Origin of the sequence: Candidatus Uabimicrobium helgolandensis (genome assembly GCF_041508025.1) — a bacterium.
Taxonomy (GTDB): Bacteria; Planctomycetota; Uabimicrobiia; order Uabimicrobiales; family Uabimicrobiaceae; genus Uabimicrobium; species Uabimicrobium helgolandensis.
Genome location: NZ_CP165719.1, coordinates 2,929,734 through 2,951,764 on the forward strand (window position 1 = coordinate 2,929,734; position 22,031 = coordinate 2,951,764).

Annotated in this window: 12 protein-coding genes; 7 read left to right on the forward strand and 5 right to left on the reverse strand. The window is 36.4% G+C overall.

Annotated elements, in window-relative coordinates:
* The first annotated feature begins 252 nt into the window (after window positions 1–252).
* Together UABHE_RS10660 and UABHE_RS10665 are read left to right on the forward strand one after the other, a co-directional pair.
* A complete protein-coding gene (locus UABHE_RS10660; protein WP_372370256.1) occupies window positions 253–3,291 on the forward strand; it encodes a protein kinase in 3,039 nt (1,012 codons plus the stop codon).
* A 147-nt stretch (window positions 3,292–3,438) separates the two neighbouring features.
* Window positions 3,439–4,902, forward strand: a complete 1,464-nt coding sequence (locus UABHE_RS10665; RefSeq protein ID WP_372370257.1) for a S8 family serine peptidase — start codon at window positions 3,439–3,441, stop codon at window positions 4,900–4,902.
* Between the two features lie 73 nt (window positions 4,903–4,975).
* Here the strand turns inward: UABHE_RS10665 and tkt are convergent, their stop codons facing one another.
* From tkt to UABHE_RS10690, 5 genes are all read right to left on the reverse strand, one after another.
* Entirely contained in the window at window positions 4,976–6,952 is a 1,977-nt protein-coding gene (gene tkt, locus UABHE_RS10670) for a transketolase (RefSeq protein WP_372370258.1), read from the reverse strand.
* Window positions 6,945–9,593, reverse strand: coding sequence for a hypothetical protein (locus UABHE_RS10675; protein WP_372370259.1), 2,649 nt, complete (start codon window positions 9,591–9,593; stop codon window positions 6,945–6,947). Before UABHE_RS10675 ends, tkt begins: the two co-directional genes overlap by 8 nt.
* On the reverse strand, window positions 9,586–9,903 hold the full coding sequence (cutA, locus tag UABHE_RS10680) for a divalent-cation tolerance protein CutA (RefSeq protein WP_372370260.1): 318 nt from the start codon (window positions 9,901–9,903) through the stop codon (window positions 9,586–9,588). Before cutA ends, UABHE_RS10675 begins: the two co-directional genes overlap by 8 nt.
* Before the next feature lie 119 nt (window positions 9,904–10,022).
* Window positions 10,023–11,510, reverse strand: coding sequence for a glycerol kinase GlpK (gene glpK, locus UABHE_RS10685; protein ID WP_372370261.1), 1,488 nt, complete (start codon window positions 11,508–11,510; stop codon window positions 10,023–10,025).
* Window positions 11,511–11,948: 438 nt separating this feature from the next.
* Window positions 11,949–12,971 carry a HEAT repeat domain-containing protein gene (locus UABHE_RS10690; protein ID WP_372370263.1) on the reverse strand — a complete coding sequence of 341 codons (1,023 nt, stop codon included), beginning with the start codon at window positions 12,969–12,971 and terminating at the stop codon, window positions 11,949–11,951.
* A 421-nt stretch (window positions 12,972–13,392) separates the two neighbouring features.
* Here UABHE_RS10690 and nadC point away from each other — a divergent pair, with 421 nt between their 5' ends.
* The 5 genes from nadC to UABHE_RS10715 are packed head-to-tail and all read left to right on the forward strand — an operon-like array spanning window position 13,393 to window position 21,989.
* Entirely contained in the window at window positions 13,393–14,244 is an 852-nt protein-coding gene (gene nadC, locus UABHE_RS10695; protein ID WP_372370265.1) for a carboxylating nicotinate-nucleotide diphosphorylase, read from the forward strand.
* Window positions 14,245–14,251: 7 nt separating this feature from the next.
* Window positions 14,252–15,172, forward strand: coding sequence for an arginase (gene rocF / locus UABHE_RS10700; protein WP_372370267.1), 921 nt, complete (start codon window positions 14,252–14,254; stop codon window positions 15,170–15,172).
* A gap of 9 nt (window positions 15,173–15,181) precedes the next feature.
* A complete protein-coding gene (locus tag UABHE_RS10705) occupies window positions 15,182–17,152 on the forward strand; it encodes a protein kinase (RefSeq protein WP_372370268.1) in 1,971 nt (656 codons plus the stop codon).
* 12 nt (window positions 17,153–17,164) lie between these two features.
* Window positions 17,165–20,749, forward strand: coding sequence for a hydantoinase B/oxoprolinase family protein (locus UABHE_RS10710; RefSeq protein ID WP_372370270.1), 3,585 nt, complete (start codon window positions 17,165–17,167; stop codon window positions 20,747–20,749).
* 22 nt (window positions 20,750–20,771) lie between these two features.
* Complete coding sequence (locus UABHE_RS10715) at window positions 20,772–21,989, forward strand: acyl-CoA dehydrogenase family protein (protein WP_372370272.1); 1,218 nt, start codon at window positions 20,772–20,774, stop codon at window positions 21,987–21,989.
* The last annotated feature ends 42 nt before the right edge of the window (window positions 21,990–22,031 follow it).

The window sequence follows — 22,031 nt, forward strand, 5'->3', positions numbered from 1 at the left end:
CAATCTACGCATTTTATATAAGCACATACTATGCCAAAAGAAATATTTTTTACAAAAAAAATGCCAATCATCCTATTTGCAGGGGAAACAAGCTGTATTTTTTTTATATTGCTCATAGGTCTTATATTTTTGGCAAAACAAAACTGTCTATGTTTTAGACATCTTTATCAGAAAAAAATATTTGAAAGTACGGTATAGATTAACGAAAAACAAACTGTCTATATTTTGGACATATTTAAACTAGGTAAAGCTATGCAAAACGAATTTGAGTTAATAGAAAAATCGATTGATAATATAAAGATTGTAGAAAAGCTAGGTGGAAGTGCGTTAGGAAACAGTTATAAGATAGAGCATGAACAACACGGTGTGTGCGTACTAAAAAAAATAGCGAAAAAAGTAACAAAAAACAAAAAATTCGTAACCCGTTTTTTCAAAGAACTATCGAAATTTAAAAATCTACAAAGTGAAAAACAACTTATTCACCCAAATATGGGAAAAGTACTTGAAATTTCAGACTACGAAAATGAGAACCTTTATATTATTAGAGAGTATGCTAAAGGGCAAGAATTACAACAGATAATTTACAGCAAGAAAAAATTAGAAATAGCTGAAGCTGAAAAAATACTAATGCAATTGATATCAGGCGTTGGCTTTTTACATTCTTACGATTTTGTATTTCGTAATTTAAAACCTAACAATATTATTTTAGATAATGACTATAACCTAAAACTCGTAGATTTTTCTTTACCTCCAACTCAAGCACAATATTTGTCTCCAGAACAATGTAAAGGCAAGAAATCAGGTTTTCACTCGGACATATACTCAATGGGTAGTATTTTCTTTTATTATTTGACAGGACGCCCTGTGTTTGTAGGTGCAACTTCAAAAGAAATAATGGAAGCGCATGTGGTCCAAGAAACCCCTGATATAACAAAATATAGAACGGATATATCTTCAGGAATAGTTAATGTTTTAGTGAAAATGCTAGCGAAAAAAGTAGAAAATCGTTATCAAAATTGCTATGAACTCTTTTTTGAAGCGAAAGACGCCGCGAAAGATAAAGAATTGCACTACGAACCACCAAAAGCAAGTGAAACAAGTATTCATGACTCAAAGCAACTAGTTCGAAACGATAGTTCGTGGAAAACAACTAGTCAAGATACACTAGAAACATCTACTATTCAACTGGTACGAAGTGGAAATTCGTGGGTAAATCCAGAACAAAATTTAGAAACATCTACTATTCAACTTATTCGTGATGGAGTGGGATGGAAAATGCCTGGTACAAAACCAAAAACAAATTCTTCAATAAAATCACAAGCAGATGACAATGCAGCAGGTAGCGCACCTTCATCTGCTGATATTCTTGCTGAAAATAGTTCTGCGCAAAACGTACCAACTATAAACACAAATACTAACCTTGATGTTCCTAATTTAAATATAGATATAAGCATTCCAAAAATAAATTTTGAATCTAATACAAACAGTTCTGACAATTTAGATAGTACTCCAAATGGTAGCTTTACACAAAATTTTGAGTCTTATAACACCGAAATTAGTGCCGAAGGCATTGATATCAGTTCAAACTCAGATTCCTATAATACAGACTTTAATGGTGCTGTTTCAGGCATCGATATCAGTTTTACTGATAATACACAAGATATCGGTGTTGATTCCGGTAGCATCGATCTAAGTCAATCTACAAATCCAATGTCTTTTCAATCATATTCAATTCAAGCCGATGAAGCTGATAGTAATACTTCTAATAACATGAATTATTTATTAGAAAGAGGAACGTCTTCTGAAGATGCTGAAGAAAACCCAAATAACTCTTTAGGACTATTTTTTAATCCCTCTACACCATCTAAAATGTTAATTGATAAAGAAGAAACAGAGTCACTAGAAGAATCTCACGCAATTCCTGTTGAGGAAAATGATATTGAAGACATCGAAGCATTTTCTGTTAGTCCTGTTACTGCTATTGAAGCATCCGCTAACCCAGAAATAACGATAGAACTTCCTAGTGATGCTTCTATTATTGAAGATGATGGCTCGATGGTGTGCACCGCAATTGAGGCAAACGATTATGATGATGATGATGGAGATGGTGATTCTCTCTTTGAAATTTACTTGAACCAAGGAAAAGTAGACACGGATGATGTTCTCAATGTATCAGATGGAAATTTAGAAGCAATAACTGATGACTCTCTTCTAAATGAAATTTCAGGAGAATCGCCGGAAAAAACAGTTACGTCAGAAAAATTTACTACAGTGTTTATATCCAAAGAAGATAGCGAACAACAAGAACTAGAGCAATTTCATGATAGTGTTGAAATAGAACTAGACCAAAGCTTTTTTGAAACCCCTAGTATTGACATTAGTAACGAAAATCAAAATAAAGATGAACTCATACCCAATACTGAAAGTTTTGGTACTAGTTTTTCTGAAGATAATTTTACTGCACAAAATATTGCAAGTATGTATGATAGCGCGCAAGTAGATAGTCAGTGGTTACACAGTTCGCCAACAGACGAAAAAGATAGTGAATTTCGCCAAGCAGCTATTTTATTTGTCCGTATCAAAAATAAAGAAACCCAAGAAAAAGATCTGCTGCAAATGGTCAATTTCATCAACGAGGTAACAGAAAATATAGAAGTATGTGTAGAGCGCTATGGTGGTAATCTAGAAACGTTTATGGGAAGCTATTTGTTGTCTGTTTTTAGTACATCTGCTAATGAAGAAGACGCATGGGCAGCAATTCAAACATCATTAGAAATAAAAAATGACTTTGCTAAACTATATCCAGACGTACAAATATACAGCGGTATTCACTATGGCGAAACAGTAAATGCCGATATTGGATCTTCCAAAACAAAACGCAACACCTCTATCGGAGATAACGTTGATGTTGCGAATGAGCTAGTGCGATTATGCGAATATTATCAATGTAAAATCTTAATTAGCGAAGACGTATATGTAAACCACAAAAATAAGTTAATTGTTCGCGAAATTGATTATACACTTGTTAACAACAAACCTTTGAGAATCTATGAGCTTATTTGCTTTGCTACTGACTTTTTAGATGAAGACATTATTAAGGCGCATGATTTATATAGCAAAGGTCGTAGAATGTATAACGAAGGAAAATTTGCCCAAGCTTTAGAAAAATTCATTGGAATTTCTTGTACATTTCCAGACGACCGTCCAACAGCTTTTCACGTCGAAAGATGCATTCAATTTATAGAACGCGCTCCTATAAACTGGGATGGGGTATGGCGACCTAAGTCTTAAGTGAGTCACAAAAAGTTTTTGCGACTTATTTATGTACTCAAACTCTAAATTTTCGCAACTCACTTAAGGCAGAATCTATTTGACTTACAACGTGATAAAAGTTATGTTAGATTATAGTATATTTTATTTCAGTAACGGGAGGTTTTAATGAAAAAATTATTAGCCTTATTTATGGCTGTAAGTATGTTATTTGTTAGTTTTGCAGTTGCAGATGCTCCAGCTGTTGAGTCAACAGTAAAAGAACAATTTGTTCCTGGACAACTAGTTGCATATATTTCTAATGCGAATGCTCGTAATGCAAAAGTAACAGAAGCAACCCAAATTTTAGAAACTTGGGGCTATACCCAAACACGTCGTCAACTTTCTTTTGGCGAAATGACTTTAAAGTTATATGAAGCTAAAGATCGTTCTGCAGCAAAAAATGTTGTAGAAGCTGTTCGTTTATTCAATAGCAGCATGTCTCGCGAAGCGCAAGGTGTAAAGTTGATGCCAAATTATATCTTTAAGATAAATGACAACAACGATCCTTGTTTTAACCGCAAAGATATCTACAGAGACCGCGAAGGAAACGCTCATGATGTTTTACTTCAGTGGGATATGAAAAATCCTGGCGAATTTGGTGGTATCGCAAATAGCGACTTAAACGCTACTGAAGCTTGGAAAATGATCCCTGAAAATCACGAGCAAATCATTGTAGCAGTTGTTGATAGCGGTGTAGACACAGAACACCCAGGTCTCAAAGGCCGCATTTTGATGAAAGATGGCAAACCAGTTGGTAAAGATACCACTGCTTGGTGGGGTGAAGGTGATCATCATGATGACCACGGACACGGATCTCACTGTGCTGGAAGTATTGCAGCTGGTTACTCTGACAAAGAAGGTATGACCGGTTCTTCTGGCCCAACAAATGTTAAAATCATTTCTGTTAAATCAATGGGCAAAGACGGAAGTGGCGACTTATTCTCTATCGGAGACGGGATTAAATGGGCAGGCGCACAAGGTGCTGATATTATCAGTCTAAGTCTTGGTGCAACTCCACTATTTCCAGAACAAGAGCCTATCTTAAAAGAAGCTTTTGATGATATTCTAAATTCTCCTGAGTTAAAGAATGCAATACCTATAGCTGCTGCGGGTAATAACGGTGAAGATCTACATTCATTCCCAGCTTTCTGCGAAAAAGCAATTGCTATTGGCGCAAGTGATCACCAAGATAAGTTAGCTACTTTTTCTAATTTTGGTACTTGGGTTGACGTAGTTTCTCCAGGAGTTAACATTCTTTCTCTTCGTGCAAAATTCAAGGGCAAGTATGTAGACATGTATCGCGATGCTGGTTATGAAAAAGCAGAATTTGCTGTTGGTAACGGTGGCGCAAAAGACCCTTACGATAACAGAGCTTACTACATAGCATCAGGAACATCAATGGCAACCCCTAACGCTGCTGGTGTTGTAGCAATGTTGTTAGCTGTAAATCCAAAATTAAAGGGTAATACACAAGCTGTTCGCAAAATTTTGATGGAAACAAGTGTTAAAAAAGGTAGTTTCAAAATCAAAGAAAACAGTGGACGTATTGATGCTCTTGAAGCTGTAAAAGCTGCTAAAAACTTTAAGTAAGTTTTTATTAAAGATTATGGGAAATTTCCCATAATCTTTATCTTCCAAAATCAAACACTAAACTCTAAAACTTCTATTTAAGTAGTTTCTTCACACAAGACATCACATTTTCTACATTAAAGCCTAATTTTTCATAAGCAATTTTCCATGGTGCAGAAGCCCCAAAGGTATCTAAACCAATTGTTGCACCACTACTCCCCACAAATTTGTGCCAACCAAGTGTTGAACCAGCTTCGATAGAAATTTTTGGAACATTAACAGGAAGAACTTCTTCGCGATATTCAGGAGATTGTTGTTCAAAAAATTCCCAACACGGCATTGATACAACACGACAAGGAATTCCTTCATTGTCTAATTGTTTTTTTGTCTCAAGTGCCAAACTAATCTCTGAACCTGTTGCAATTAAAATAATTCGAGGATCATTTGCTCCGCAAAGTGTATAACCACCTTTTACTGCGGATTTTTCAATAACAAGTCTATACTCATTAAGCACAGGGAGATTTTGTCTTGTAAAACAAAGTGCACTTGGCAAAGAAGAATTTACTGCTTCACGCCACATAACTCCTGTTTCAATAGCATCAGCAGGTCTCATTACTTGTAATTGAGGTATCAAACGCAGACTCATTAGTTGTTCCACAGGTTGGTGAGTTGGTCCATCTTCACCTAGAGCAATACTATCGTGAGTAAATACAAAAATCGATGGTGTTTTCATCAAGGCCGCCAAGCGTATTGCTGGTCGCATATAATCAGCGAAAGCTAAAAATGTTGCAGAAAAAGCAATGACTCCTTGATGCAAGGACATACCGTTTACGATAGAACCCATCGCATGTTCACGAATCCCAAAACGAACATTACGCCCCGCTTCTTGAGCGCTAAAATCACCACTAGACTTGATATCTGTTTTGTTGGACGCAGCTAGATCAGCAGATCCACCAAAAAATTGCTCTAAGCGTTCGGCAATAAAATTGACAGCTTTTCCAGAAGCAGAACGCGTTGCCATTGACTCTTCCTTGCCGAATATATTCGTAATACCTTCACTCCAGTTTTCCGGAAGTTTTCGCTGTAGCATCATTGACAATTTTTTTGCATCTTCAGGATATTTTTGCGCATAAATTTGCCATTTTTCGTCCCATTTCTGTTCTTGCTGTGCGCAACTTTCGCGAATTTTCAACATCTCTTCTTTTACTTCTTCAGGTATAAAAAAAGAGCTATCTGGCCAAGAAAACTTTTCGCGCGTTGACGCAATCGCTTCACTACCAAGCGGGGAGCCATGAACTCCCGCAGTATCTTGCTTTGGGCTTCCATAACCAATATGCGTTTTTACAATAATGATCGTTGGTTTGTTCTGTTCTTTTGCTTGATTAATAGCATCTGCTATCATATCGCAATTGTTACCATCATTTACATGGATTACATGCCAGTTGTATGCTAAAAATCTTTGTTCGACATTTTCCGTAAAAGTAATATCAGTACTGCCGTCTATTGATATACTGTTATCATCATACAGGTAAATCAATTTACTTAGCTCTAGATGTCCAGCAAGAGAAGCAGCCTCGGCAGTTACACCTTCCATCAGATCTCCATCTGAAACCAAAGCATAGACATAATGATCTATAATATTGCAATCATCTTTGTTAAATCTTGAAGCTAAATAACGCTCAGCTATTGCCATTCCTACGCCCATAGCAAAACCTTGTCCTAGAGGTCCAGTAGTTGCTTCAACTCCTGGAGTTTCTCCATATTCAGGGTGACCTGGCGTTTTGCTATGCCACTGACGAAAATTTTTCAACTCTTCTAAAGATAAATCATAACCGTATGTATGTAACAAAGCGTATAAAAGCGCAGATCCATGTCCTGCTGATAAAATAAAACGATCACGATTTACCCATTTAGGATTACTGGGATTGTGTTGCAAAAAACGCGACCAAATAGTGTGGGCAATCGCAGCGCAACCTAGTGGTAAACCAGGGTGTCCGGAATTTGCTTTTTCAACTGCATCAACAGCAAGCATACGAAGAGTAGTTATACACTGTGTTTCCAAATTATTCAATTTTAGCTCCTTGAAGATGTATTTCTAACATGAAACCTTGATCAGTAAAATTTAAATTAGCATATGTATCGGGCCACGCCGTTTTAACTGAACTTGAAGGCATACGTCGTTGTGGCAATAAATTTGTCCCATGTATATCACACTTAAAGCGATAGAAATCGCGCGCATATTTACCTTCTTGCGGACAAACTATTTCGGTGTAACCATACATTTTGTCTTTTATATTAGCAAGTTTTTTTTCAGGGAAGAAGCGCGCGATGATCTCTAACATATTCATATTTATAGCACACTCTTTAAGTAACGAATCGTCCCATTTCATGTGACTGCGTATTTTCGCCATTTTATTTGCACTGAAAAACACTTCAAAATTATTTGCTTTTGCCATAAAAGATTCTACTTTTTCCTCTACAAAAGAAATAATGATATCTTGTTTATTACTAACTACTATAAAATTCTCCTGTACTCTCAAAAATAAAGAATATTGAAGTGATCGATATTTAAGTTGAAAAGCATAATACATTTGTTCATTGTGTTGCTCTTTGATAACTCGTAGGTCAATTTCGTTATCTATCGATTGGTATTTTTTTATATCGCGAATAATCGTATCCAATTTGCGTTGTACTTCACTAGCGTCATTGATCGTAATCGTACTGTAAAATGGTAGTGCCGCAAAAGCGGGTAGTAAAGTTGTTATATCAACATCACGATTTAGTTGCGGAACAAACAGTAAATCACCATCACACAAGTAGAGAGACAACTCCTTACCTAAGTTAGGTAGTAGAGAGTGTAAATGTGGTATGCGCATCTGTTGTAAATATTTCTTTACTTTGCGATTTTCAATTATCTTATCGAGATTACACGAAAGATTAGTGGAAAAGAAAACATTTGGCAGGTACGTTTTTAAAATCTTTTCATTACTACGGGTTAAATATTTAGGTAAATCTTTAAACAAGGTATAACTTGCTGCAGGGGAAAAAACGCGAACATTCAGATTGTCAGCTTTGCGTATTTGAATAGCAATAGGAGATAGCAATTCATTTTCTTGTCCATAGAAACTTTTCCGAAATTTTGTGTAAGCGTCTTGTTCATTTTTAGATATCGTTTTAGGAGTGGTCTCGTCGACAGGTGTTAAATAAGAGAGATGATTATGTACAGAGCACATCGGCTTTGTTTTACTCTGAGTATATTTTCCTCCACTAGCGCAATACATATTTGCAGGTATTTCCAAAGACCCTGGGAACTCTTTATAGCTACTATAATGCTCTAACGATTCATAGTGTAAGAAACGTAAATTTTGCATACACATTGTTCTGCGGTAATGAGAGATTGCGTAACGCGGGCTATTTATTTTATGTAAATAATCACGTGAGACATAAGCAAAAGCTTGTTCTTTTTCTGGAACAGCCTTAAAAATAGCGCGACAATTTTTAAAATCATTGGTACTCGTTAAAGATTTATCAGGTGTTGTGGCAATAATTTTTTTAATCATATTTTCGCTATTGCTCAAAACTAAGAAATTTTGAACATAACAAGAATGGCTGTTTATACTTTTATCGCGATTAGTTATCTTACGGTAAGCAATCCCCTTAAATCGTTTTGTAAAAGACATTGCACCTTGTTTTACAGCCTTAGCAAAATATTTTTTTAGTTGAAAATTCAAGAGAAATTGGCTTTTAACATGTACTATAATTGCATAAGAACTGCCTTCAGAAAACAAGAAATCAGAACCGACGAGCCCAACATCGGCAACAACCCAATCAACTAAACTTTGCCCAAATCCACCACCACTATCTTCTGAATCTTTGTCAAATGTAATGGCGAGTGTTTTAAGCATTTTTTCGAAAAAATCACTTGAACGACCTGTCGCCGTTAATTGGGTAACGAGCGGATCTTCACATTTACTTAACTTATTTGTAAGACCAAAGATTCCTTTAGCAGAAGTAAAATGCAAAAAATAATAATCCTTAGGTACGATATTTGTCATGAGAAATGTTGGTACATTACTATTATCACTTCCGCCGTTTTTTACTTGTAAACCTTCTACATCATTTATATTTATCGTTTTTGTATCTTCAATATCATAAAGTACCTCTTGCGACTGCCCACTGAGTAAGTAAGGTGCTACTTCCACGGGAATACCAAAGCGTTGTGCAGAATTAATTAAACTATGCTCTATGAATTCATCGCGTTGTTGGCGTAGGTATTTTCGATAAGTTAAATTTCTCGCCATAGCCCATCTTTTCGGAATGTCTTGCTGTGTATCTACATTTTTTGGTAACTTTAAAGTGGTAGCAAAAGAGTGAAAAATCTCTTTTGCAAAAAATGACCGTAACATCACATCCAAAGAAATTTTTCCCTCGCCAACAAAACGTCCATACCAATATATGTTTTTTAAAGTATGTTCTTCCGAGGAACTCTCTGCAGTGTATGGTGATAAAAAATGCGCATATGTCTGTCCCGATTTATCTTCCACAACAATATCCATATCAGCAATCGCCTCAACTTCAATCCCTTTGATTTCTATAGTTGCGCAAAAAAACTTTTCTTCATTTACACTATAATATGAAATTGTATCTATTGTTACTTCATGCGCTAAAATAATATGTACTACAGTTGCCAAAATCAATAGATGTTTATACATTGTGATCTCCGGTATTTGCATACAACCATTTTAAATATTCCTCATTCACGTTAGATACACTTAGTTCAACCATTTCAGGAACATCATATGGATGTATTTGCAGTATTTCTTTCTGTAAACGTTCAAAATCGTTTGCTCTAATTTTAATGATAAGCGTTGCTTCGTTATCACAGCACAATTCTCCTTGCCAATGATAAAAACTTTTAACCTGAGGAATAACATTTACACACGCAGCTACCTTTTTTTCTACAAGTTCCTTTGCAATACTATCAGCTTTTTCTTGTGGGCAATTACACAATACAATATTCATATCCCTCTCCTATAGCTCCGACACTCCTGGCTCTTTGACCAACAGAATAATTATGTATCATAATCTATGACAGAGCAACTTTAGTTATTGATTCCTTCAAGAGATCGCGCGAATACCCCCTAAGCATTAGTTAATACTTGTGCTACTGCTTTTTGCCAACCACGATACTTTTCATTGCGCAATTCTTCTGACATTTCAGAATGATAAGATTTTGCTATTGACCATTTTTTGGCTATTTCCTCGCGATTCTCCCAATATCCAACAGCAAGGCCTGCTAAATAAGCCGCTCCTAAAGCCGTTGTTTCAAATACTTGAGGTTTATGTACCGAAACATTGAGTAAATCAGCCTGAAATTGACAAAGAAGATTATTTTGCGATGCTCCACCATCAATCCGCAATTCTTTTAAGTTAATCCCCGAATCTTTTTGCATGGCATCCACTACATCCTTAGTACGATAACACATCGCTTCTAAAGCTGCACGGACTATATGATTGCGATTACTACCTCTAGTAAGTCCCAAAATCGCCCCACGCGCATACATATCCCAATGAGGAGTTCCTAACCCCACAAAAGCTGGTACAAAATAAACTCCCCCGGTATCAGGAACCTTACTTGCATAATACTCTGTATCTTTCGCATCGTGGACAATACGTAATTCGTCACGCAACCACTGAATCGCAGCTCCAGCAATAAAAACACTTCCTTCTAACGCATAATCAACTTTACCATCAATTCCCCATGCGATAGTTGTAATAAGACCAGACTTTGATTGAACAACCTTTTCTCCTGTGTTCATTAACATAAAACAACCTGTTCCATACGTATTTTTTACCATGCCCGGAGAAAAGCATGCTTGCCCAAATAAAGCGGCTTGTTGATCCCCTGCAATTCCAGCAATAGGCACTTCAGCACCAAATATTTTAGCACAAGTATTGCCATATACTTCACTAGAAGATACTACACGCGGCAAGATACTTTTTGGTATATCGAGCTTTTCTAGTATTTCTTCGTCCCATTTTTGCTCGTATATGTTGTAAAGCATCGTCCTCGAAGCATTGCTGTAATCGGTGACGTGAAGTTTACCACCAGATAACTTGTATGCCAACCACGAATCTATAGTACCAAACAAAATTTCTCCTTGTTCAGCACGTTTTCTAACTTGTGGATCATTATCGAGTATCCATTTTACCTTCGTTGCAGAAAAATAAGCGTCTACAGGTAATCCAGTTTTACTTCGAAAACTTTCCTCCCATCCATTTGTTTTTATTTGCTCGCAAATATCAGAAGTGCGCCTACATTGCCATACAATTGCATTGTGAACGGGTTCACCTGTTTTCTTATCCCATAAAACAGTCGTTTCTCTTTGGTTGGTAATTCCAATTGCTGCAATGTCCGAGGCAGAAACATCTTGGTCGCGTAATACTTTGCGAACAGTATGTATTTGCGATTCCCAAATCTCTCTCGCATCATGAGAAACCCAACCAGGATTGGGATATAACTGAGTAAATTCTTTACTGCGGCTAATAACAGGCTGTGATTCTTTATTAAAGAGAATTGTTCGAGAACTTGTAGTCCCTTGATCAATAGCCATAATATATTTTGTCATAATTTGTTTCTCCAAGGCGGTTTTTTAGTGGAATTTTTGTACGGTTAGAGTGTTTTTTTGTAAGAATCGTGCGTTAAGAGCCTGTTACAAAATTAGTTGAGGGCGAAAAATTAGAGCATTTTAGCTTCTAATGAGACATTTTTTTGGCGCAAAGTAGTAGTTTTGTAACAAAAAAATAACGAAATTAGAAGTTAAAAGGAGCAATTTGGCGCCTTAAAATAATTTTATAACAGGCTCTAAGTCAAACGCTAAAAATATCTAGCGATTTTATTACAGTGGGCTAATTTTGTAAAGTCTCAAAAAGTACAGAAGTTTTGTCGTTAAATAACCGTTTCCAAGTTATCTACCGATTGAGAGGGAAAGCGGAGATGGTTTTTGCAGAACTTTGAGATGTTTTACAAGTAAAAATTTGTGCACCATAGCAGTGCACAAATTTGCTTAACGTTCTCTATTAATAAAATCTATCAATTTCTGTTTGTCTTGTTCGCTGAGATCTTGATGATCTTTGAAGCCTCGTCCAGTTAGCATTGTAAGTGACCTTGCAATAGACCTTCTTACTTGCGGACTTTTATCAGATACACTGCTTAGTAACTGCGGAATGCTTTTATTTGCGCCAAGTGTTCCCAGAGCTTTTGCAGCAAAACTACGTACAAGGGCACTTTTATCTTTTAACGAATCTATTAAAAGATCAATGCAAGAACGTTCACGTGTTTGCATGATTTGCAAAATCGCTTCTATTCTCACTGATTCATCAGAGTTTTTTAGTTTTTGAGCAAAACCATTTTGTACTTTCAGTTTTATTTCAGCCACTTTTTCCTTAATAGAGTTTGGCTCTACGCCTCTTCTAGGTTTTATCGGTGGATTTTTTTTGTTTAAATCGTTAAGAATCTCATCTAAAGACTTTTTAGGTGTGTCATTGTTAGACGTGTTATTTACTGTTTTGTCTGTAGCATTTTCTTGAGGATTATCTACCCTATTTTCAACATTATTACTATTTTGAGGTTGTTGTAAGCTTTTGATTATTTTTTGCATTTCTTCGCGAAGAATTGAAATTTCTTGTTTAGTATTGTTTTGTTGCGAAGTTCCTAAACTATCAGATGCATTTTGCATGTAGTGATATAACCACATTGATGAGCCAATCATCATTGGAATTCCTAGAAACAATATAAACACCGCAGATAGATATTTAAAATCCAAGATTTCTCGTGATTTTTTCTCGGCAAATTCTCGGCAACGATGGCAATAAAGCTTGCCTTTTACTAAGGTAGCTTTTCCTGTTCTTAAGAGATCTAGAGAGTGTTTTTTATTGCAACGATCGCAGCTAAAAAGCTCGCGGCTATTTTTTTGAGTTGTTGAACACTCGCCACAAACAACTTCACCATTCTTTTTGCGCGTGCTACCATTTCGTAACTCGGCTTCTGATATAATTTTTTGGCATTGGTCACATAAAAAAACTATCAATTTTTTTCCCTTGCAAATTATTTAATGTTGTGAAAGTGCAACTTGTGATATACTCCAATACAAACAAAGTAACCAAATGGTTTGGCATTTTTTTTATGAGTTATAAAAAAATGTCAAAATAAACAGCAAATTGTAATAAGTGGCTAGCAAAAGTAACTGCTATTAAAGTAATAAATAGGGGTACGCCCTAGAAAAAACTTTAATAGTTACTTAGGATGCAGACTTTTAAATTACACACTACTATTTAAAATATTCTTTGTTACTTTTTAGTTCTAGAGTAAACTACGCATCTTTAAAGTGCCAGCTACTCCCTAAAATATTTCATACTATATAAAACTTAAATGTCGACACACCCTATGTATATTATAACTTAAAGTTACAATTTGTGCGAGTTTAAAAATTATGTTATGATAGTGAAAATATGACAGTAATAACAGAAAACATTATTGATTTAATAAAAGCTGCTTTGGAAGAAGATCTTGCAGAAGGAGATCTTACCACTGATGCCATTCTTGGCAGCGATCACCACCCTACAACAGCCGAAATTTTGTTCAAACAAAATGGGCTTCTTGCGGGCATGCCGGTATTTACTCAAGTTTTTCATACCTTAGACCCTCAAGTAAAAGTTATTTCACTTTTCGACGAAGGACAATGCGTAGATAAGGGAACAGTTGTTGCCAAAATTTCTGGTTCAATGTCAACTCTACTCAAATGCGAGAGAACAGCATTAAATTTTTTACAACGTTTAAGCGGCATTGCCACTTCTACGCACGAATACATTGAGGCAGCTAAACCCCATCATTTAGGTATTTTGGACACAAGAAAAACAACTCCTTTGCTACGACATTTAGAAAAATACGCTGTCAAAATTGCTGGTGGTACAAACTATCGCTCAGGACTTTATGATATGGTAATGATCAAAGATAACCACATCAAAGCAGCTGGAAGTATTATAAATGCTATCGAAAAAATAATAAACAAATACGGAAAAAAGTATTTTATTACTGTAGAAGTGGCGAATCTACAACAACTACAGGATATAATTAGTTATCCAATAAATCGTATCATGTTAGATAATATGAATAACGAAAACATCTGCAAAGCGATTGATCTTATTCGTAGTGGTAATGCACAAACAGAGATTGAAGTTTCAGGAGGTATCACACCACAAAGAGTAAAAGAATTAGCTCCTCTAGATGTGGATTATGTGTCCTGTGGTGCTGTTACAAATCGTGCCGTCTCTTTAGATATAAGTATGAATTTTATCAAGTAGGAAAGTTATGCAATCAGACAAAAGAATCGTTGAAATAATTGGGTTTCCAATGGACTTGGGGGCTGATCGCCGTGGAGTAGATATGGGTCCATCGGCTTTAAGAATTGCGGGTATCGAAAGTAAATTAGAAGATTTGGGGTACGATGTTATTGATCATGGAGATTTACAAATTCAACACCGCGCCCAACAAAAAGTTGTGGACACAAAGCTAAAATACTTAGATGAAATTGTAAAAACCGCTGAAGTTCTTGCTAACAGAGTAAGTAGTGTTTTAGGACGTGGCAATTTCCCACTGTGTATTGGTGGAGACCACTCCATGTCTTTAGCAAGTATTGCAGGCGTCTCTGATTATTGTCGTAAAAACAATAAGACTTTAGGTGTTGTATGGATTGATGCTCACCCAGATATGAATACTGACCAGACAACTCCTTCTGGAAATATTCACGGTATGCCTATGGCTGCTTCTTTAGGTTACGGGCATGAGAAATTGACAAATCTTTTAGGATTTTCTCCCAAAATCGAAGCGCAAAATTGTGCACTTATTGGCATACGCAGTATAGATGTACATGAAAGAAAAACGATCATAGAGTCTGATTTAGATGTATACTCAATGAGTAAAATTGATCAACAAGGAGTATACAATATAATGACTAAAATTATTAATAAATTCAAAGGGAAAATAGACCATTTACATGTTAGTTTTGATGTAGACAGTCTTGACCCAAGATTTGTTCCTGGAGTAGGAACACCTGTTATAGGTGGTCTTTCATATCGCGAAGCGCACATGATTATGGAATCTATTGCTGAATCATCAATGATGTGCTCTTTAGAAGTAGCAGAAGTAAATCCTATCTTGGATGTAAAAAATCAAAGTGCCGAAATTGCAGTAGAAATTGTTGCCTCTAGTATGGGCCAAATCATTATCTAGGAAGTAATTATGGAAAACCTGCAAAATATACACCTCACAGCAGAGAATTTACAACAAAACTTTGAACAAACAATCAATAAAATAGCGAGTGTAAAAGAAGTAACCACTATCGATCGTCGTATAGTAAGTCTACCAGTAGAGTACCAAGATACTTTTATATATGGACTTTTTAATATTTTCAAACGCGAATGTTGGTTACTTAAAACAGCTGAAGAAGATGGGCGTATTGTTGTTGATATCGACCTAAAACAGGCTGCTGTACAATTTTATTACAATAAATTTGAGAGTATTGTACAAAACCACATTCATAGTTTTTCGAATCACCAGCGAACAAATGTTGCAGAAGAAGCTCCTGTCCAAGAAGGCAAAGATTTTGACTTTACCATGTGTTTGGGAGGAGAGGAAGAGAAACCAAAGCCAATAGATGATGCGGTTGATGTTTCAGTTTATACTCAAGCACCTGAACAAATGATTGCTTGGGACCGCTTTGCCAGCGACTACAAACTACAAAATAATCAACATTATACAGTACGAATAGAAAATGCTTTTAAAATATTTACAGTTCGCGTGCTCAAAATTGAACAGACAGAGGTTGTTGAAGATAGTATTTCGAGAATTAAAAAGTTTTTCGAAGGTGACTACAACATTGTCGAACTCGACAAAGGAGGTATGGGAGCGATATTAAAGCTAACAGCAAAGCACGATCCCACTATTTTACCTTTGAGACCAGAAAATATATGGGCAAGACAATATTTTTCTCATTGCCTGCGTGTGCGAACCGACTCGCAAAATCGCGAAAGCATTTATGGTGAAATTCCTAAAGGAACAGAATTTGTTGCTAAAGTAGCTTTTGAAGGCCATGAAGAGGCTCTTATTCAAGAGGCTGCTCTTATGACACGCGTAGCTGAAGACTCTGAAATTTGCGAAACGATTATTGGAGCAATACAGCACGGGCGCGTTTTTGCTGTCGATGGTAATGACAAAGAATGTGTTGGGTATTACTTAATGTTAGAGTTTGCACCAGAAGGTAATACTGAACAACTTTATCGAAAATTTCCCAACGGGCGCCTAACTCCTACTGTTGCATTTGCTATGATGTATGGAATGGTACGTACTTTACAAAAACTAAAACGCAAAGGTATGATTCATCGCGATATTAAACCACTTAACGTTTTACTTGGCGCTAATGGTATGCCAAAATTATCTGATTTTGGTTTGTCTCTAACTATCAAAAGTAATTCTACTCTTTCTAACGAAAGACGTCGCTTACTACGCATTGTTGATGATAGTTTTCTACGTGTAAGCCGCGATAGAGAGCAAACAGAAACACAATTAAAAAAACTATTAAAAGAAGCTCAAGTAACCAAAGACGAACGCACAATGCAACAAATCAAAAAATTACAATTTCGTATACCAACAATGATCGCCAGAGAAGAAGCACGCGCTGAAGAGTTAAAAAATAAATACAGACCTATCACCGCTGAGGAAAATGCTTTGCGCAATAAGTTTGAAGGTTCCATTTATTATGCTGCTCCTGAGCAATTCGAGCCAACAAATGTCCTTACACCAAAATGCGATGTTTATCAGTTAGGCGCAGTAATATTTACGATGTTAACTGGTTTGCGCCCTATTACAGGCAAAAATCTCGATGAGTTGGTTGATGCGGCAATGAATCCAAATAAAGCGCGCGTAAACGATTTTCTCAAAGGACAACCTCTTGTCGATGAGATGAGTGACCTTATATATGAAATGATTACCTTTGACCACGAAAAACGCATTGAAATAGATGAAGTACGCGAACGAATGGACCATATTTTGTTTTCGCATGCTCTTGAATTGCGAAAACAACCGCACTACGAAATGCCTATGGAAATAACACATCCAGAAGATGTTGCTTGGTGGGAAGAAAGCGTAAAATTTGCAAAAAAAATACACAGTACATGTATGGAAACCATATTCAACAGTTTTTTACACGGATAATTATTTGTATAAATGAATAAAAACGACTGGGCAATTGCTGTAGATCGTGGAGGAACTTTCACCGACATTATTGCTATTTCGCAAAATGGTGAAATGCACACGCTTAAAATATTATCACAATCTAAAGATTACCAAGATGCCATCGTTTTTGGTATCGAAAAAATATGTGCACTTTTTTCCATCGACAACATTAACCGCATTCACATTGGCACAACAGTAGCGACAAACGCTCTACTTGAGCGAGACGGTGAAGATGTGTGCTTTGTAACAACTCATGGTTTTGAAGACACTCTTCAAATTGGTTACCAAGATCGCCAAAATTTATTTGCTCTTGATATAAAAAAACCTGCTCCTTTACACTCCTGCACTCTAGGAGTAAAGGAGCGAGTCGCTGCAGACGGCTCGATTATTAGTTCTATCGATATAGCTAGCACAACCCAAGAATTACAGAAAATACATAGTAAAGGAATCGAATCTCTTGCTATTGTATTAATGAATTCATGGCGTAATGATTTACACGAAAAAAAAATAGAACAGATTGCTAAACATATAGGTTTTACAAATATTCATTGTTCTTACAAACTTTGCCCATTAATAAAATTAGTTATGCGTGGACAAACAACAACAATCAACGCTTATCTCCATCCTAAACTACAAAATCACATTGATTTTTTGCTAAAAAGCTTTCCCAATATTCCTACACAATTTATGCAATCAAGTGGAGGTGTTACTTCTGCACCACTATTTTGGGGAAAAGATGCTATCCTTTCTGGTCCGGCAGGGGGAATTATTGCTGTAAAAAAAATCATGAGTGTTTTAAAAAATAACAAAGCAATTAGCTTTGATATGGGAGGTACAAGTACTGATGTTGCGAGATTTGACGGCTACGTCCACAAAATTTTTGAAACGCAAATAACAGGAATTCCTTTTCACGCCGACATGTTAGACATAAAAACAATTGCCGCTGGTGGAGGCTCTATTTTAAAATTTAGCGGTACAAGACTCAGCGTTGGTCCAGAAAGTGCAGGCGCACAACCAGGACCAGCTTGTTATGGGTATGATGGACCGCTTACTATTACTGATGCGAATCTACATCTTGGAAGAATACTGCCGCAATATTTCCCTTGTGTTTTCGGAAAAGACAATAAACAACCATTACAAGAAGGTATTGTAAATGAATTATTTTCAAAGCTAGCGCAAGAGGTACAAACAGAAAAAGATTTTTCTAGTCACTTACTCGCACAAGGGTTTATCGATATCGCCAATGAAAACATGTGCAACGCCATTAAGGAAATATCTATTGCGGAAGGATTTGCTCTCACTAATTATTCCTTAGTATGTTTCGGAGGTGCGGGCGGGCAACATGTCTGTTCTATTGCGCAGATACTTGGAATAAAGCAAATAATTATTCACCCAACGGCAAGCGTTTTATCCGCCTATGGTATTGCTGTTGCCGAAAACAAAGAAAGCGCAGCAAAATCTCTACTTTTAGATTTTGATCACGACAGTTTTTCCTCTTTACCACAATATTTTAAATCTCTCGAAGATTCATTATCTTACAACGCAGATATATTTCATTATTTAGATGTACGTATCACAGGGACAGACTACTGCACTACAATTCCTTACTTGCCTTATAAAGAAGCATATAATTATTTCAAAAAATCATATCTTAAAAAATATGGATATGCTTTAGAACAAGATCAGCAACTTGAAATCGTGAATATCCGCGTTGAAGTTCGCAAAAGCAATGATCATTTTCAAGAGCAAAAATATCCAGTCATAATTCAACAAGTAAGTAGTGATTTAGCAACAATAAAAGACCACTCTTTGTTTTACAAAACATCAATATTAAAAGTAGACGTCTTTCTAAGAGAGCAACTAACACCAGGAAATTACCTGTACGGTCCAGCAATGATTATAGATAAGAATAATACTATTTTTGTTGCTCCAGGTTTCAAAGCTTCTATTAACGAATATAATTATTTAATTCTAGAATTACAAATCGTCGAAAAAAAAATAATTTCAACTGAAAAAGACCCTGTGCTTCTTGAGGTATTTAATAACGCATTTACACACATTGCGCGGCAAATGGGATTTGATCTTGTTAATACAGCGCACTCTACCAACATCAAGGAACGTTTAGATTTTTCTTGCGCTATTTTTGATACAAAAGGAAATCTTGTTGCCAATGCTCCTCACATTCCAGTGCATTTAGGCGCTATGTCAGAAACAGTAAAAGATCTAATTGCTAATCACCAAAAAGATTTGCAACCAAAAGATGTTTATGTGAGCAACGACCCATTTCATGGAGGGTCACATTTACCAGACATTACAGTTATCTCACCTTTTTTCGATGACAACGCGAGGTTGCAGTTTTTTGTTGCTTGTCGCGGGCATCATGCTGACATCGGAGGAATTACTCCTGGATCTATGCCTCCTTTTTCAAAAACGATAGAGGAAGAAGGCGTGACTATCCGCAATTTTAAACTAGTTGATGGTGGAGTATCAAAAATCGCGGAACTTTGTATTTTTTTACAACAAGGGCCTTATCCAGCGCGAAATGTAAAAGAAAGATGTTCTGATCTTCGTGCGCAAATTGTCGCCAATAATAGAGGCATTAGCGAACTCTCTTCTTTAATAGCGAACTATACCTTAGATGTAGTGCAAAAATACACTACTTATATTCAGGAAAATGCTTGTTCTGCGACAAAAAAACTCATTAATAAGTTACTACAAAATCGCAGTGAAGCTAGTTATTTATTTCACGACTATCTTGAAAATGGTGCATGCATTTCCGTGAAAATTGATTTACAAAACAATGGTTACGCGCACATCGATTTTACAGGAACCTCTTCTCAAGATTCAGGGAATTTAAATGCTCCACAAGCTGTTGTCAAATCAGCAGTGCTGTACGTTTTACGTACTCTAATTGATGAAGACATTCCTTTAAACTCAGGCTGCTTACAACCGCTTAAAATTACTATACCAAGTAATTCTATTTTAAATCCACAACCAGGGGCTGCAGTTGTCGGAGGCAATGTCGAAACATCTCAACGCATTGTTGATGTTCTATTTGGAGCCTTGCAAGTTGTAGCTGCTAGTCAAGGAACAATGAACAATTTTACTTTTGGCCAAGATGGAGAAAATAACTTTGGATACTACGAGACTATTTGCGGTGGTACTGGTGCAGGGCAAAATTTTTGCGGTACAGATGCTGTACATTCACACATGACAAATACACGTATTACAGATCCAGAAATTTTAGAATTTCGCTATCCACAAGTAAGATTGGAATCTTTCTCTATTCGTAAAAATTCCGGTGGCCAAGGAAAATTTCATGGCGGAAATGGCGTTATCCGGCGCTTGCGATTCTTACAGCCATGTAAAGTCAGTATCCTTTCTGAAAGACGCAGCATCCCACCCTACGGTCTAGCTGGTGGAAATGATGGTTTGTGTGGGAAAAATACAATTACATATACTGATAATAGAGAGCAAACATTACCTAGTAAAATAACGTTAGATGTAAAAAAACAAGAGATTATATCCATTTATACCCCAGGAGGGGGCGGTTTCGGAGAATCTCAAGATCCGTAAATTACTAAAGGAGTCAGACTAAATGTCATTTTTTACTAAAGAACAAGAAGAAGTGCTATATAAATTGCACCGCAACGATGAAGATTATGAAGAAAATATTGAATTTCTAAAAGGTTCATTGCAAAATCTTATAGAAAATAAGATTGCGCCAAAAGCTTTTGAGAATGATGTAGATGAGAAATTTTGCGAAGAAAACTTTCGCTTGCTAGGCCAAACAGGTTACCTTACTATGCCATTCTCAGAAGAAAATGGTGGACTTAATACCTGCTTTTCTTATTACGCTGCGGGTCTAGAAAGCTTATCGAAAGCAGATTCTGGCTTTACTTTAGGAGTAGCAATTCACGGTACTGTTTGCGACGGTATTGCCCACTTTGCAAGTAAAGAAATAAAGGATTTGTACCTAGAAGATTTAATTAACGGTAGAAAAATAGCCGCTTTTGGACTTTCTGAGTCCGACAGTGGAAGCGATGCCAAAAGCATGACAACTTCTTATGTTTTTGATAGTAATACAAACGAATATGTTTTAAATGGTTCAAAATTTTGGATCACAAATGGAATGAGTGCTGACGTTTTTTTTGTAATGGCACGCGGTCCTGAAAACCAAATTAGTTCGTTTGTAGTGACAAAAGGCAATGGCGGAGAATTTCAGCAAAACAAAATAGAAGATAAAGTAGGTGTAAGAGGTTCAAATACAGCCGAATTGGTATTTAACGATTATCGCGTTCCAGCAAATCATCTTGTTGGTGAAGAGGGTGGTGGTTTTAAATACGCTATGCGCATGTTAAATGGTGGAAGAGTAACTATTGCAGCTTGGTCAACAGGTGTCGCTCAAGCCGGTTATGAAAAACTCATTAAATATGCACATGAACGCAAACTTTTTGGCCGTTACCTAAAAGACTTAGATAACTTGAAAAAAGAACTTGCCGAAATGGCAATAGAAATAGCAAGTAGTCGCGAATTATCCTACGGGGCCGCTTTTTATAAAGAGAGTCCGGAAGTTATGCGTCATGCCGCTATTGCAAAAGTGAAATCCAGCGAAACAGCTGTTTATGTTGGAGAGCGCGCTATAGAGCTTGCTGGAGGCTATGGCTACTTAAAAGAATCGAAAATAGAAAGACATCTTCGCGATGCTCTACTTGGACGTATTGGAGAAGGAGCAAACGAACTTCTTAAAATAGTTGTTATTCCAAGAGCACTATACAAAGCTTTCGAACAAAAACCAGTTACTGCTTCGTGGTAAGTTAGTTTAGGATTTGAAAAAACTGTTCCTATTTATTTTGAA

Coding starts and splice junctions, on each gene's coding strand:
- UABHE_RS10715 (WP_372370272.1), top strand. CDS start 20,772: ATGTCATTTTTTACTAAAGAACAAGAAGAAGTGCTATATAAATTGCAC.
- glpK (WP_372370261.1), bottom strand. CDS start 11,510: ATGACAAAATATATTATGGCTATTGATCAAGGGACTACAAGTTCTCGA.
- UABHE_RS10665 (WP_372370257.1), top strand. CDS start 3,439: ATGAAAAAATTATTAGCCTTATTTATGGCTGTAAGTATGTTATTTGTT.
- UABHE_RS10710 (WP_372370270.1), top strand. CDS start 17,165: ATGAATAAAAACGACTGGGCAATTGCTGTAGATCGTGGAGGAACTTTC.
- UABHE_RS10705 (WP_372370268.1), top strand. CDS start 15,182: ATGGAAAACCTGCAAAATATACACCTCACAGCAGAGAATTTACAACAA.
- UABHE_RS10675 (WP_372370259.1), bottom strand. CDS start 9,593: ATGTATAAACATCTATTGATTTTGGCAACTGTAGTACATATTATTTTA.
- cutA (WP_372370260.1), bottom strand. CDS start 9,903: ATGAATATTGTATTGTGTAATTGCCCACAAGAAAAAGCTGATAGTATT.
- nadC (WP_372370265.1), top strand. CDS start 13,393: ATGACAGTAATAACAGAAAACATTATTGATTTAATAAAAGCTGCTTTG.
- rocF (WP_372370267.1), top strand. CDS start 14,252: ATGCAATCAGACAAAAGAATCGTTGAAATAATTGGGTTTCCAATGGAC.
- UABHE_RS10660 (WP_372370256.1), top strand. CDS start 253: ATGCAAAACGAATTTGAGTTAATAGAAAAATCGATTGATAATATAAAG.